Origin of the sequence: Mycobacterium sp. 1423905.2, from assembly GCF_001673155.1 — a bacterium.
GTDB lineage: Bacteria > Actinomycetota > Actinomycetes > Mycobacteriales > Mycobacteriaceae > Mycobacterium.
Genome location: NZ_LZLE01000130.1, coordinates 49,341 through 63,109 on the forward strand (window position 1 = coordinate 49,341; position 13,769 = coordinate 63,109).

General features: G+C 63.5%; 12 protein-coding genes and 3 pseudogenes. 7 read left to right on the forward strand and 8 right to left on the reverse strand.

Going from position 1 to position 13,769, the window contains the following annotated elements:
- Positions 1–4 precede the first annotated feature (4 nt).
- Positions 5–2,938: a PPE family protein gene (locus A9W95_RS07405; protein WP_067410270.1), complete on the reverse strand. Its 2,934-nt coding sequence runs from the start codon at positions 2,936–2,938 to the stop codon at positions 5–7.
- Positions 2,939–3,479: 541 nt separating this feature from the next.
- On the opposite strand from A9W95_RS07405, the gene A9W95_RS27465 reads away from it, so the two are divergent.
- Together A9W95_RS27465 and A9W95_RS07415 are read left to right on the forward strand one after the other, a co-directional pair.
- Positions 3,480–3,905, forward strand: a complete 426-nt coding sequence (locus A9W95_RS27465) for a hypothetical protein (RefSeq protein WP_067410272.1) — start codon at positions 3,480–3,482, stop codon at positions 3,903–3,905.
- A gap of 137 nt (positions 3,906–4,042) precedes the next feature.
- Positions 4,043–5,214: pseudogene (locus tag A9W95_RS07415) on the forward strand (LLM class flavin-dependent oxidoreductase).
- Positions 5,215–5,252: 38 nt separating this feature from the next.
- On the opposite strand, the gene A9W95_RS07420 reads toward A9W95_RS07415, so the two are convergent.
- Together A9W95_RS07420 and A9W95_RS07425 are read right to left on the reverse strand one after the other, a co-directional pair.
- A complete protein-coding gene (locus tag A9W95_RS07420) occupies positions 5,253–5,759 on the reverse strand; it encodes a hypothetical protein (RefSeq protein WP_156746059.1) in 507 nt (168 codons plus the stop codon).
- 227 nt (positions 5,760–5,986) lie between these two features.
- Positions 5,987–6,445 carry an SRPBCC family protein gene (locus tag A9W95_RS07425; protein ID WP_067410277.1) on the reverse strand — a complete coding sequence of 153 codons (459 nt, stop codon included), beginning with the start codon at positions 6,443–6,445 and terminating at the stop codon, positions 5,987–5,989.
- Between the two features lie 152 nt (positions 6,446–6,597).
- Here A9W95_RS07425 and lipD point away from each other — a divergent pair, with 152 nt between their 5' ends.
- Positions 6,598–7,875, forward strand: coding sequence for a lipase LipD (gene lipD / locus A9W95_RS07430; RefSeq protein WP_067410280.1), 1,278 nt, complete (start codon positions 6,598–6,600; stop codon positions 7,873–7,875).
- Between the two features lie 68 nt (positions 7,876–7,943).
- Here lipD and A9W95_RS07435 read toward each other — a convergent pair whose 3' ends face one another.
- Positions 7,944–8,318 carry a hypothetical protein gene (locus A9W95_RS07435; RefSeq protein WP_067410283.1) on the reverse strand — a complete coding sequence of 125 codons (375 nt, stop codon included), beginning with the start codon at positions 8,316–8,318 and terminating at the stop codon, positions 7,944–7,946.
- 135 nt (positions 8,319–8,453) lie between these two features.
- Between A9W95_RS07435 and A9W95_RS07440 the strand changes: the two genes are divergently transcribed.
- Together A9W95_RS07440 and A9W95_RS07445 are read left to right on the forward strand one after the other, a co-directional pair.
- Positions 8,454–10,283, forward strand: a complete 1,830-nt coding sequence (locus A9W95_RS07440) for a fatty acyl-AMP ligase (protein WP_067410286.1) — start codon at positions 8,454–8,456, stop codon at positions 10,281–10,283.
- A 42-nt stretch (positions 10,284–10,325) separates the two neighbouring features.
- Entirely contained in the window at positions 10,326–11,060 is a 735-nt protein-coding gene (locus A9W95_RS07445) for a YqjF family protein (RefSeq protein ID WP_067410288.1), read from the forward strand.
- On the opposite strand, the gene A9W95_RS07450 is transcribed toward A9W95_RS07445, so the two are convergent.
- Both A9W95_RS07450 and A9W95_RS07455 read right to left on the reverse strand, forming a co-directional pair.
- Positions 11,057–11,497, reverse strand: coding sequence for a hypothetical protein (locus A9W95_RS07450; protein WP_067410291.1), 441 nt, complete (start codon positions 11,495–11,497; stop codon positions 11,057–11,059). The genes A9W95_RS07445 and A9W95_RS07450 overlap by 4 nt on opposite strands.
- A complete protein-coding gene (locus A9W95_RS07455; RefSeq protein WP_067410293.1) occupies positions 11,478–12,245 on the reverse strand; it encodes an SDR family oxidoreductase in 768 nt (255 codons plus the stop codon). Before A9W95_RS07455 ends, A9W95_RS07450 begins: the two co-directional genes overlap by 20 nt.
- Positions 12,246–12,280: 35 nt before the next feature.
- Here A9W95_RS07455 and A9W95_RS07460 point away from each other — a divergent pair, with 35 nt between their 5' ends.
- A complete protein-coding gene (locus A9W95_RS07460; protein WP_067410296.1) occupies positions 12,281–12,757 on the forward strand; it encodes a nuclear transport factor 2 family protein in 477 nt (158 codons plus the stop codon).
- Here A9W95_RS07460 and A9W95_RS07465 read toward each other — a convergent pair.
- Together A9W95_RS07465 and A9W95_RS26050 are read right to left on the reverse strand one after the other, a co-directional pair.
- Positions 12,754–13,485, reverse strand: a complete 732-nt coding sequence (locus A9W95_RS07465; RefSeq protein WP_371328034.1) for a DJ-1/PfpI family protein — start codon at positions 13,483–13,485, stop codon at positions 12,754–12,756. The two genes, A9W95_RS07460 and A9W95_RS07465, sit on opposite strands and share 4 nt — an antisense overlap.
- 13 nt (positions 13,486–13,498) lie before the next feature.
- Positions 13,499–13,657, reverse strand: a pseudogene (locus A9W95_RS26050) (helix-turn-helix domain-containing protein); the annotation flags it as partial.
- Between the two features lie 30 nt (positions 13,658–13,687).
- Between A9W95_RS26050 and A9W95_RS26760 the strand changes: the two are divergent.
- Positions 13,688–13,769 (forward strand): annotated as a pseudogene (locus A9W95_RS26760) (hypothetical protein); the annotation flags it as partial.

The window sequence follows — 13,769 nt, forward strand, 5'->3', positions numbered from 1 at the left end:
GCGGCTACAACGTCGTGCCGCGGAGGAACAGGCCCGACAGGTTGTGGCCGATGTTGGCGAACCCGGATACGAAGCTTTCCACGGGGAAAGGTAGGACACCGGCGTTGGCGAATCCGGAGACGCCGCTGCCCAGATTCGAGAAGCCGGACAGGACTCCGCCGTAGTTTTGATAGCCCGAGCCGCCGAACAGACCGACCGGGTTGGTGTTGAACCAGCCGGACAGACCGGCACCGTTGTTGGCAAAGCCGGAATTGCCGCCTACGCCAGTGTTGAAGAAGCCGGAGGACGGTGCTGTGCTCGAGTTCAGCAAGCCTGGGCCCGCGGGCACGTCGAATCCGCCGAGGACTGTTGCGGGCAAGTGAATACTCGGGATGGTCAGCGGCGGCGTGGTGAATGCCGACAACCCGATCGGCGGAATGCTGAACGGCGGCAGGGTGAACGGCGCGGTGGTGACGTCCGGTAACGAGAACGCGCTCAGGCCGATCGGATCAATCCTCAGGCCCGGGAAGGTGAACTCCGGGACGGTGATGTTCGGCAACGTGAAGCCCGCGACCCCAATCGGATCGATGGTCATCGGGGGAGTTGTGATCGACGGAGTAGTGATATCGGGCAGGGTGAAGCCACTGACGCCGATCGGATTGAGCTGCAGTGCCGGAGTGCTGAACGCTGGGGTGACGATGTCGGGCAGCGTAAATCCGCCCGCGCCAATCGGACCGATAGTCAAGGCCGGAGTCGTGAATGCGGGCGTCATGATGTCGGGCAGGGTGAACACGCCCGCACCGATCGGGCCGATGTTCAACGGCGGAGTCGTGAACGCCGGCGTCGTGATATCCGGCAAGGTGAAGCCGTTGACATGGATGGGGTCGACGGTGATGCCGGGAACGGTGAAGCTGGGCAGGGTGAACCCGTCGACCGCTAGGCGGGGCAGCGAGAAGCCGAATCCGTTGATCTGTCCACCGCCGATGGTGATGTTGCCGGTGCTGACATAGGCCGGGGTGCTGTCGTAGATCGGGGGGAACGGAGGAAGCCACGCCACAATGCGAGTTCCACCGATCTGCGGGTAAACGTCGATGATGCCCGTCTGCAGTGCGGCGAAGTTGTTGGGGAGGAACAGAACCAAGTCGGATATCGAGATGCCGTTGAGCGTGAACGAGGGCAAGGTGATCACACCGGAGTTGGCCACTGTGGAGATGCCCGGCGTGAAGAAGGTGCCCGTGGTTATTCCACCAACGGAAATCGGCGGGGTGTGTAGTCCAGGCAAATCGAAGGCGCCCAACGCCGTCCCGGCCGGGATCGACACCGATGGAATCGTCACTGAGGGGATGGTCAACGCGGGCAGGTTGAACGCACCCAACACCGTGCCCGCCGGAATCGACACCGACGGAATCGACAACGGCGGAATGCTCAACGCCGGCAGATCGAACGCACCCAACACCGTCCCCGCCGGAATCGACACCGACGGAACCGACAACGAGGGAATGCTCAACGCCGGCAGGCTGAACGCTGGGATGGATGTCCCGGGTATCTCGAGGGGCGGCAAGGTCAAGTCCGGTGTGGCAATGGTGAAGTGCAGGTTGCCTTGGCCGACGCCGCGGTAGAACACCCCATTGTTCAGGTCGCCGGTGTTCAACACGCCATTGTTGCCGGTGCCCGTATTGAGGGCACCCGTGTTGAGATCACCGATGTTGAAGACCCCGGTGTTGGCGTTGCCGGTGTTGAACTGACCGGTGTTCGACGCGCCCGGATTGAAGTCCCCCATGTTGAAGCTGCCGACATTGAAGCTGCCGGTGTTGGCGTTGCCGACGTTGCACAGGCCGGTGTTGAAGGAACCGGCGTTGAGGAACCCGGTGTTGCCGTGTCCGGAACTGACGAAACCGGTGTTGAAGTCACCGGCGTTTCCGATGCCGAAGTTTCCGTTACCCGAGTTGAAGAATCCGATATTCCCGTTCCCTGAGTTGAACAGTCCCAGGTTGCCGCTGCCCGAATTGAGTCCTCCGATACCGATTTGGCCGTTGCCGGTGAGACCGATGCCGACGTTGTTGCTGCCGGTATTTCCGAACCCGAAGTTGCCGATTCCCGAGTTGGCGAAGCCGATGTTCGACGTTCCTGCGTTGCCGAAGCCGAAGTTGCCCACGCCGAGGTTGCCAAGACCGAAGTTGATGTTGCCGAGGTTGGCGAAGCCGACATTCGAGCTCCCGGCGTTGCCGGAGCCGAGGTTGAGACTGCCGAGGTTTCCGCTGCCGAGGTTGATGGACCCGACGTTGGCGTTGCCGATATTGGCACCGCCGACATTGCCCAGACCGAGGTTCACCGCGAGGACACGGCCTGCGGTCAGGACCGGCGTGGCTGCCGCCGTCGGGCTGGGTTCGAGCAGACCGGCGGGCGCGCCCGCCAGTGGTGCGGCCAATCCGGCCAGATGCGGGAGCGGTTGGGTGAACGGCGTCAGCGCCGAGACTATCGTCGAGGCTCCCGAGTGGTATGCGGCCATGGCCGCCACATCCAGCGCCCACATCTCCTCGTAGAGACCCTCGGCTGCGGCGATCGCCGGCGCGTTCTGCCCGAAGAGGTTCGTAACGACAAGGGAGACAAGCGAATCGCGATTGGCCGCCACCACTCCCGGGTGAACCATCGCAGCTTGGGCAGCCTCGAACTCCGCCACCATCGCCTGGGCCTGGGCAGCTGCGTGTCCGGCATGAGCGGCCGAGGCGCTGAGCCACCCCGCGTAGGGAGCAGCCGCGGCTGCCATCGCCGCTGCCGCTGGTCCCTGCCACGCGCCATTGACAAGTCCGGAAGTTACCGACACGAAAGACGATGCGGCTGAAGCTAGTTCATCGGCGAGCCCGTCCCAGGCGGCCGCGGCTGCCAGCAACGGTTGGGATCCCGCGCCGGTGAATATCCGCGCCGAATTGGTCTCAGGGGGCAGCGCAAGAAAGCTCATCGCACAACCTCTCTCGGGTCTGGCAGCACGCCAGGTGGCATCGGACGACAACCGGCCGGTCCGCGTTTGTCGGCCTTGAGCCAAGCTGATCTGTAGCGCACAAGCTACGTGCCGAACGTGATTGCAAAAAAGCAGCTTTATTGACCCGAGATAGAACCGTTACCGGACCGTGATAAAAGCAGCTACCTGATGCCTAAACGGTTTACATTCCACAAATGGAGCGTGTGATCCGCGCTCAATGTCAACATTGGATATGCGCGAAATCCGACATGCCCATGTGGGACAAAAGATTCAACCGGCCGGCCGCCTCGCAGCATTCGCAGTTGACGTCCAAATCTTTGACAACGGCTAGGCGGTCATATTCAGCTCACGAATTGCCCCAGCGAGGCCGTGAAATAACAATCCTCCCGGAAAGGCGGACGTGCACGGGCGCGCGGCGCGACCGCATTGGCAGGCACTTCGCCTCGCCCGTTTCCGTCTACCACCAACCGGGTATCAGGACAGGTACCCCTGCGACGTCCAGTGGAGATTGGTGAATCTGATGAGATCTGAAGCCAGGACAACCTTCGCGCTTCTGGGTGGCGGCGCCATGCTTGTCATGGCCGTAGCTTGTGGCGGTGGCGACAACAAGGGTCCTAGCAGCAGCACAACCCCGACGACCACAACTACGACACAAACCGCACCCTCTAGCGTCGGCCCGTCCGAGACCGCACCGGGCACCGGCGGCGGCGGTGCGCCCGGCGGTCCTTCCGGTGGCGGTGGACCCGGTGGCGGCGGCGGCGGCGTGCCCGGCGGACCGACCGGTGGCGGCGGGCCCGGTGGCGGCGGCGGCGGCGTGCCCGGCGGACCGACCGGTGGCGGCGGACCCGGCGGCGGAGGCGGCCAGATTCCTGGGGTCGGCGGCGGCGGCGGCGGACCAGGCGGTGGCGGCGGCTGCGTGGGCAATATCTGCGGCAGCATCCCGTGATCGAGCGAGCTCGTCGATAGAACTTCCAACGCCGATGGGGCCGGGGCTTGGGCCGGCCCCATCGGCTGCGGCGGTCCTGACCTGGAAGCGATCTTCAGGGGTTAAGGTCGGTCAAGCCGATCGCAAGGGAGCCCCGCATGGCCAAGCTGAGGTTCGGATATTTCATCGCTCCGTTTCACCGCGCCGGCACCAACCCGACGTTGGCCCTCCAACGAGATCTGGAATTCATCGAACACCTCGATGCATTGGGCTTTGACGAAGTGTGGCTGGTGAACATCACTCGGCGGGCAGCGAGATCATCAGTTCTCCGGAGATATTCATCGCGGCGGCGGCGGAAAGGGCCAAACGCATCCGCTTTGGCACCGGCGTCATTTCGCTGTCGTACCACAACCCGCTTTGGGTCGCCGATCGGCTGATGTTGCTCGACCACCTCACCCATGGTCGCGTCATCGGGGGAGTTGGCCCAGGATCGCTGCCCACCGATTCAGCGATGATCGGGCTGACTCCCACCGATACCAGGGAGTTGCTGGAAACCAACCTCGACATCGTCGTGCGGCTACTGGCGGGGGAAACGGTGACGGCGAAGACCCCGACGCACCAACTCTTCGACGCGCAGCTACAACTCGCGCCGTACAGTGACGGGGGAATCCCACTGGCTGTTGCGGGGGTCGCGTCGCCGACCGGAGCCCGGTTGGCCGGCAAGCACGGCATCGGCCTGCTTTCCATCGGGGCGACCCTGGTTATCGAAGGCTTCGATGCGCTCGCCTACCACTGGAACATCGTCGAAGAGCGCGCGGCTGCGTTCGGCACACACGTCGACCGGAAGAACTGGACGCTGGTGGGACCATTTCACGTCGCTGAGACCGAGGCCCAGGCACGCGCGGACGTCAAATTCGGGATTGCCCCCTGGTTCAACTACTTTCAGAAGGTAGCGGCCTTCCCCCAGATGACCATGCCCGGCGACCAACTCGACGAGATGATTGACGTCATCAACGGAAACGGGGCGGGGGTGATCGGTACGCCGGAACAAGCGCGCGCGCAGGTGCAGCGTTTGTGGGATCAGTCCGGCGGTTTCGGCTGCATGCTGCAAATGCACCATGAATGGGCCAATCCGGCGGCCACCAAACGGTCGGCTGAACTGTTCGCCGCCGAAGTGATGCCGCACTTTCAGGGTCTGGCCCAACCGACGCTGGATGCCGCTACGCGCGCCGGTCAAGCTCGCGACCAGCTGGCGCAGACCCAGCTGCAGGCTATCGAGCACATGACCCAGAAGTATGAAAGCGAGAAACAGCCCAGTAATCCCGTTTGACCTCGGCGAGCGAAAGCCTCCTCGCAGCGCTACAGCCCTCAGGGGTTTTCCGTGGTTACCGGGTTCGGGGTGGCCGGATTTGTCACACCGGGAAGTTGTCCCGGCCACGGCGGCAGCCCCTCATTCGGTTCAGATACCGGCGCAACTTCCAGCGGGACACATTTTTTCGAGGTGAGCGCGTTCTTCCACGCGCCAGGCGGGTTCGGCGCGGCCGACAGCGACCCATCGGGGCAGCGGAAGGAACAAGTACCTTCCAACGCCCCCATCGGAGCAATGACCGAGGCGTTGAACGCGAAGATGCTGATGCCGCCGGTCGCCTGCACAGCACCGCCGCCGTACTCGCAGTGCCAGCGACTGCCGTTCTCTTCGACCGGGAAGTCGCACCAGTAGTGATAGACCCCCATCTCCATGCCGGATCCCCCTACGCCGGGGTAGTCGCATAATCCGGGCCCGGGTACGTTGCCGCCGATATCCGCATGCGCTGGCGGTACCCACAAACCTAGCCATGCGGTTGCGAGTATGCCGAAAATGGCGAATCTCTTCATTCGTTCACCTCTTCACAGCGACCGAACTTCACCGCCGCACCGTGGGCACCATCGACTTTCGGTGTCTCGACTTCATCCTGCGCCATTTGCCCGCATTAATCCAGATTGCCGATGGCGATCGAATCCACTTCAGTCATTCATTGCTCAGCGACGGTCCGCCATTTTGTTCCGTGACCGCCGAAAACCCTGTCAGTCAACACTTCTGCGACAATGGCCGTCGCTGCGCCTTAATTCGACTCGCGTTCAGCTGCCTTCACCAATTGTCCCGCGAAGTATTTGACCGCGCCGCCCAGCGCCCCACGCATCAGAGGACCCGTCCCGCGCACTTTCTCGGTGAACGAGCCGCTCCACCGAATGTCGGTCCCGCCAGCCCGATTCGCGGTGAGAACCACTTCTGCAAGGTAGTCCGTTACCGGGGTTGTCGTCCCGACCAGCTTGTAGACGTGACGACGATCCTGCTCGTATTCGATGGTCTCCTCTTGTACGAACACCGGCCACATGCCGAGTTTTCGAATCGCTCCCACACCACCGGGCGGTGGATCCCCCTGTCGCACCCAGCTTGACGTGACGACGATCGGCTTGGCCCACTTGGCCCAGTTGCCACCATCGGTCACCAGGCGAAACAAGGTCGCCGCGGACGCATTACTGGTCTTGTTGACTTCGAACGAGAATTTGCGATCCGACATGCCTGACTCCCAAGAATGGCCGAACAGTGCTGCCGCGTACCCTACCGCGGACCCGATCCGCAGTTGCAGGCCCGGGATCTACCGGAACGCTGGTCCGCCAGATTTTTGCAACTCTTGCGCAGGACCTATGACGGACTGCGATCATGCTCGGTATGGCGCAACCGTCTGTTCTGACTGCCGAAAATGGCTTACCGTCCGGCGTGCAAGGTGCGTGCGATTCGCGTTTTCTTTCGGTCATTCGGGCATTTGCTGGGCTCTACCCGGGACGCAAGTTCGGCGGGGGAGCGCTGTCGGTGTACATCGACGGTCGACAGGTTGTCGACGTGTGGACGGGTTACTCCGACCGCAGCGGTGAGATCGCGTGGACCGCCGACACGGCAGCCATGGTTTTCTCGGCCACTAAAGGCTTAGCCGCCACCATCATTCACCGATTGGTCGACCGCGGGCTGCTGGCCTATGACGCTCCGGTCGCCGAATACTGGCCGGAATTCGGAGCCAACGGTAAGGACGAGATCACGGTCAGCGATGTGTTACGCCATCGCGCCGGACTCTCCCACCTCAAGGGTGTCGGCAAAGACGAGATCATGAATCACCTCCTGATGGAGGAGCGGCTGGCCGCGGCGCCGTTGGATCGAATGCATGGAAAAATGGCGTATCACGCGATCACCTACGGTTGGTTGTTGTCGGGCCTGGCCCGCGCCGTGACCGGCAAAGGAATGCGCGAATTGTTTCGCGAAGAGCTTGCCCGTCCGCTCGACACCGACGGCCTGCACCTCGGCCGCCCGCCGGGTGACGCGCCGACCAAGGTGGCGCAGACGTTGGTGCCCCAAGCCAAGATTCCCACGCCGCTGCTGGACTTCATCGCGCCCAAGGTCGCCGGGCTTTCGTTCTCAGGTCTGCTCGGCTCGATCTACTTCCCGGGCATCCTGTCGATGTTGCAGGACGACATGCCGTTTTTGGACGGTGAACTGCCGGCGGTCAATGGAGTGGTCACGGCGCGCGCATTGGCCAAGACCTATGCGGCGTTGGCCAACGACGGCGTGATCGACGGCATCCGGCTGCTGTCCTCGGACGCGGTGGCGAACATGAGGGGGAAGGCCGAGCTTTGGCCCGACTTCAACCTCGGGATTCCTTTCACCTACCACCAGGGTTATCAATCCTCGCCAGTGCCAGGGTTTCTGGACGGATACGGGCACATCGGCCTGGGCGGAACGGTGGGGTGGGCAGACCCGGACACCGGCAGCGCATTCGGCTACGTACACAACCGGCTGCTGACGATGTTGCTGTTCGACGTGGGATCATTTGCGGGGTTGGCGCCGCTGTTGACCAACGCGGTCTCGGCGGCTCGCGAAGACGATCCGCAACAGGTACCGCACTTCGGGGCGCCCTACCACGATCCCGCCGAGCACGAGCCCGCCGCCGGCGAGTAACCGGTCCTGGCGCAACGGCGCGCCGTTTGTACGCGCCGCACGGCGTGGCGGTCCGCAGACACGCACGCTCACCACGCGGTGAACAGCCATACCAGGGCGACGAGGAGCAGCAGCAGCGCCACCCAGATGGCCGTGCGAGTCAATCGTGATTGACGACTAAACCACTGGCGCAACAGGACAAATCGCCAATCAGTCCACGCGTATGCCCGTGCGGCCCAATCAGCTTCGACCGCCAGCAATCGAAACGCGATCAGCAGGGCAGGGATGCCCAGCTCTGGAAGCACCACGATCAACGGGACCGATGCGACCAACAAGACCACGCCGAGTGCGGCGAGGAAAGCGCGCAGCGGCGCCGGCCGGGTGCGACCACGCTCCCGGTAGGCGAGCACCCGAGCAAGGGCAGCATCGCGCGTTGCGGCGCGGTCAGGATCGGGTGGATCCACGAATGCTCCTACTCGGCGAGGTTGGCCTGCATGGACTTTAGTCACTCGCGGTGGCGACCTGACTCCAGTCGAGGGTGCTCAGCGACACATAGTGCGTGCCCCGGCGAGTGCTGACGGTCTTTATAGACTGCAAACATGGGTCGGGACGCGTCGGTTCGGGCTGGCTTGTTGCAGATCGAGGACTGCCTCGATAGCAACGGCGCCATCGTGCTACCGCCGGGCACCACGCTGATATCCCTGATCGAACGCAACATCAAGTATGTCGGCGACGCCGTCGCCTACCGCTACCTCGATTACAGCGGTGCGGGCGACTGTCACGCGTTCGAAGTGACCTGGGCCGAATTCGGAGCGCGGATAGCCGCCATAGGTGCCCGCGTCCAGCAGTTTGCGGGTGCTGGCGAGCGCGTCGCCATCTTGGCGCCCCAGGGTATCCACTACGTGGCCGGCTTCTACGCGGCCATCAAAGCCGGCACCATCGCGGTGCCGCTGTTCGCTCCCGAATTGCCCGGTCACGTTGAACGCCTCGACACCGCCTTGCATGATTCGCAGCCGACGGCCGTGCTGACCACGGCGGCGGCCAAAGGCGCAGTCGAGAACTTCTTGAACAACCGGGTCGGTCTGCGCAAGCCCGAGGTCTTGGTCATCGACCAGATACCCGACTCCGCCGGTGATTTGCTCGCCCCCGTGGAGTTGGACATCGACGCCGTTTCACACCTGCAGTACACATCCGGCGCGACACGGCCACCGGTCGGCGTGGAGATCACTCACCGCGCGGTCGGCACCAACCTGGTGCAAATGATCCTGTCCATCGACCTGCTCAACCGGAACACCCACGGCGTCAGTTGGTTACCGCTCTACCACGACATGGGCCTGTCGATGATCGGCTTCCCGGCGGTCTACGGAGGTCACTCCACACTGATGTCCCCGACCGCCTTCGTCCGCCGACCCTTGCGGTGGATCCACGCGCTGTCGGAAGGATCGAAAACCGGGCGGGTGGTCACCGCGGCACCGAACTTCGCCTATGAGTGGGCCGCCCAACGCGGGCTGCCCGCCGAGGGTGATGACGTCAATCTGCGCAATGTCGTGCTGATCATCGGTTCCGAACCGGTCAGCATCGACGCCGTGACGACTTTCGAGAAGGCGTTCGCACCCTATGGATTACCGCGAACGGCATTCAAGCCTTCCTACGGCATCGCCGAGGCCACGCTCATGGTCGCGACCATCGACCATGCCGCGCAGACATCGGTGGTTTATCTCGACCGGACTCAACTCGGCGCGAATATGGCCATACCGGTGTCCGCCGATGCACCTAACGCGGTGGCGCAGGTGTCGTGTGGTCAAGTCGCCCGCAGCCTGTGGGCCACCATCGTCAACCCCGCAACCGGTGCCGAATTGCCCGACGGCCACGTCGGTGAAGTGTGGTTGCAGGGCGACAACGTGGGCCGCGGTTACTGGGGACGACCAGAGGACACCCGGGCGACGTTCGGCGGCAGGCTGCAATCGCCGCTCATCGAAGGCGGGCACGCCGAGGGCGCTGACCTCGACGGGAGTTGGTTGCGCACCGGTGATTTCGGGGTCTACCTTGACGGCGAGCTCTACATAACCGGGCGCATCGCCGACTTGATCACCGTCGACGGGTTCCACCACTACCCGCAAGACATCGAGGCCACCACCGCAGCGGCCTCGCCCATGATCCGGCGCGGATATGTCACAGCCTTCGCCGTACCGGGAGACGCCGGCAACCAAGTCGTGGTGATCGTGGCCGAGCGTGCGGCCGGCACCGGTCGCGCCGACCCAGCACCGGCCATCGAGGCGATCCGCGCGGCGGTGTCCCAACGCCATGGGCTCGACGTCGCCGACGTGACATTGCTACCGGCCGGAGCCATTCCACGCACGACGAGCGGCAAGTTGGCGCGGCGGGCCTGCCGCACCCAATACCTCAGCGGCACACTGGGTGTCCGCTAGCAACGACATGCCGCACGCGGCCCCACGGAGGAGCGAGCCAGGATGAGCCCGCGGTTAGCGGGATTCCCGGTCACTCCGCCGCCCTTGACCGGTCCGGTGATCCTCGATCAGGATTGGCGCGATTTGGCCTTCGTGCATTGGCCGGTACGGCCCGAGAGTGTCGAACACATGTACCCGCCCGGAACCCGGCCCGACGTTTTCGCCGACGGAATGACATATGTGGCGCTGGTTCCCTTCCTGCTCTGTGACACCACGCTGGGCCCCGCACTGCCGTTGCCGTATGTCGGTACCTTCCTCGAAACCAACATTCGCCTGTATTCCATCGACGATGCTGGGCGCCACGGTGTGCTCTTCCGGTCGCTGGATACTGCGCGCTTGGCCGTTGTTCCCGTCACGCGTACCGCCCTCGGCATCCCGTACACCTGGGCCAGGATGCGAATGACGAAGTCGGACAACGTGATCACTTATCAAAGCGTGCGACGCTGGCCGCGACGCGGGTTGCGCAGCCTGCTGCGCATCAGGGTCGAGGAGGTGGTCGAGCCGACACCATTGGAGATCTGGCTCACGGCCCGCTGGGGAGCGCATACGCGCAAGGCAGGCCGGACGTGGTGGGTACCCAACGAGCATGATCCGTGGCCACTGCGGACTGCGGATATCGTCGAACTGCACGATGATTTGTTGCACGCAAGCGGGGTGCAACCGGCCGGTAAGCCACTGCGGGCGTTGTTCTCCGCGGGCGTCCGAGCCCGGTTCGGCCGTCCGTGCCGGGTGACTTAGTACGCCAGCACGTGGAAATGCCCACGAGGGCAGTGACCCTCGATACCCTTAAACGGGTCGTCATCGAATTCGCGCCATACCCAGTGACTTCCGCAGTAACTCGCCACACATTCCGAGCAGTGGAACGGCGCATAACTATGACTCAAGCGGTACAGGGCTGACGCGTCGGCGTCCGAGATCGCTTGCGCAGCAAGCTCGATGCGGTCTCCGGAAAGCGGATGACTGGTCAGGACGAAGAAGGTATCGACGACCAGAGCGGCCTGGCCTTCGGGCCGCTCCAAAATGTCCAACTCGGCCAACGCTTGCAGAGCCGGCCGGCCGGTGGCGCTCACCGCGTCAGCCGGGCTGGCGAGCCAGATCCATCCTGCGGCCTCTCCGCAGCTGGCGCACTGGAAGCGGGCGTGGTGGCCGACCGCCTCAGGGACAGATGTAGCCACCGTCGATCACGATGTCGGAACCGGTCATGTAACCAGACGCGGCGCTGGCCAGATAGATGTAGAGACCGGTGAGCTCTTCGGGCCGCCCCAGCCGTCCCACCGGAATTTTCGGCTCCCAGCGTCTGTGGTAGTCGGCCAGCGGCTCGACCAACTCGGTGAGGATGTAGCCGGGGCTGACGCTGTTGACCCGTATGTTGTGTTGGGCAAATTCCACCGCCATCGCCTTGGTCAAGTGAATGACGGCCGCTTTGGATGCGCAGTAGTGGCCGACGTGTTGCGGCACGTTGATGATGTGACCCGACATCGACGCCGTGGTGATGATGACCCCGCCCTCACCTTGGCGCACCATGGCCTTGGCCGCGGCCTGGGCGGTGAGGAAAACACCAGTGACATTGGTGTTTTGGATTGTCTGGAACTCTTGCGGCGCCATGTCCAATAGCGGCGTGTCGGTGATGATGCCGGCATTGCACACCGCGATGTCGATTCCGCCGAATTCGGCGGTCACTCGATCCAGCATTTCGTCGACTTGGTCGGGCGACGTGACGTCGCAGCCGATGGACACGGCTCGACCTCCGGCAGCGGCGATCTCGCCGACCACCTCGTCCAAACCGCGCGGATTGCGTGCCGCGACGGCCACTTCCGCGCCCGCGTCGGCATAGGCTAGCGCCACTTGTTTTCCGATGCCGCTCGAGCCTCCGGTGACCAGAGCCCGCTTACCGCGCAGATTGAACAGGTCCAAGACACTCATGGTTAGACCCTTACCGCACGTCTACTGTGTCCGCTATGGGCAAGTTCACCAGAGCTGAAGTCGAGCAAGCCGTTGACCACTACACAGCTGTCGTCGAAGGCTGCTCCGCTTCGGGCGACTGGCGCCCGTTCGCCGACCTGTTCACCGAGGATGTGGTTTATACCGAGCACCACTACGGGGTCTTCCACGGTCGCGAAGAAGTGCGCGACTGGATCGTTGCCGTGATGGCCCCGTTCCCGCATATGCGCTTCCCTTCGGACTGGATCGCCTACGACGGCGACAACGACGCTGTTGTCTTGCTGATCAAGAATTTGTTAGACCACCCCACCGACCCGAACGGTGAGCCGTTCTGGTTCCCGAATTGGACTCGGCTGGTTTATGCCGGCAACGGATTGTTCTCCAGCGAAGAAGACATCTACAACCCCAACCGTGACGCCCCGAGAGCCGTGAGCGAATGGCTGCGCGCCGGAGGGCAGTTCGCCTCCGACCAGTTCCTGGCACCCCAGTCTTAACGCGCTACCTTGCGACCACGTGACCGCGCGGCCGCCAATGCTTGGTCCCATGCGAGCAACGTTGCGGCCTTCAGATTCGCCGGTTTCACGCTGTCTTTCGATAACAGCGCGGTGGCACCGGCCTTCGTCACCGTCGACGCCTTCGACATATGGCCCGAATCGAAAGGCGGCTGCGGGTCGTACTCGATCGCAAGCTGGATTGCCCGGGCACGGTTTTCTCCGCCGATCTGCCCCGCCAGCCACAACGCAAGGTCGAGTCCGGCTGAAACACCGGCACTGGTGACAATGTTGCCCTCGTGCACGATGCGTTCGTCGGCGACGGGAACAGCACCGAAAGCTTTGAGCGCCGGAATGGTCAACCAATGCGAAGTCGCGCGTCGGTCTGTCAGAAGCCCAGCCGCTGCCAGAATCACCGAACCCGAGCACACCGACGTTGTCCAACTGGCGCTGCGGTGGGCTTGACGCAGCCACTCGAGCAGCTTCTCGTCTCGCGCGTGGATCGGAGTCGACGGGCCACCCGGTACCAGAATGACGTCCGGTGAGGCTGTTTCGGCCAGCGAGTGTGTCGCCCCGATGACCAGGACACCGGAGTCGGCGGTGATCGGTCCGGCTTCGTGCCAGACGAAGCGCACATCGGCGTTTGGCAGATTACGCAGTACTTCATACGGGCCGATCATGTCCAGCGCGGTGAATCCGGGGTAGGCGACGAAAGCGATCTGGGGCATCATGTTCTCCTTCGTGCTACGCGAACGCTTTGCGGTATTGGTCTGGTGGGACGCCGACTCGCCGAATGAAATTGCGACGCATCGTTTCTGCGGTCCCGAAGCCGCACCTGGCGGCGATGGCCACCACCGTGTCATCGGTCTCTTCCAGCTGACGACGCGCGGCTTCGGTGCGCACACCATCGAAGAACTGGCCCAACGGGCGGCGATGAGCCCGCGGCACTTCACTCGGGTATTCACCGACGAGGTGGGTGAGGCACCCGGCCAGTATGTCGAACGTGTGGGCACCG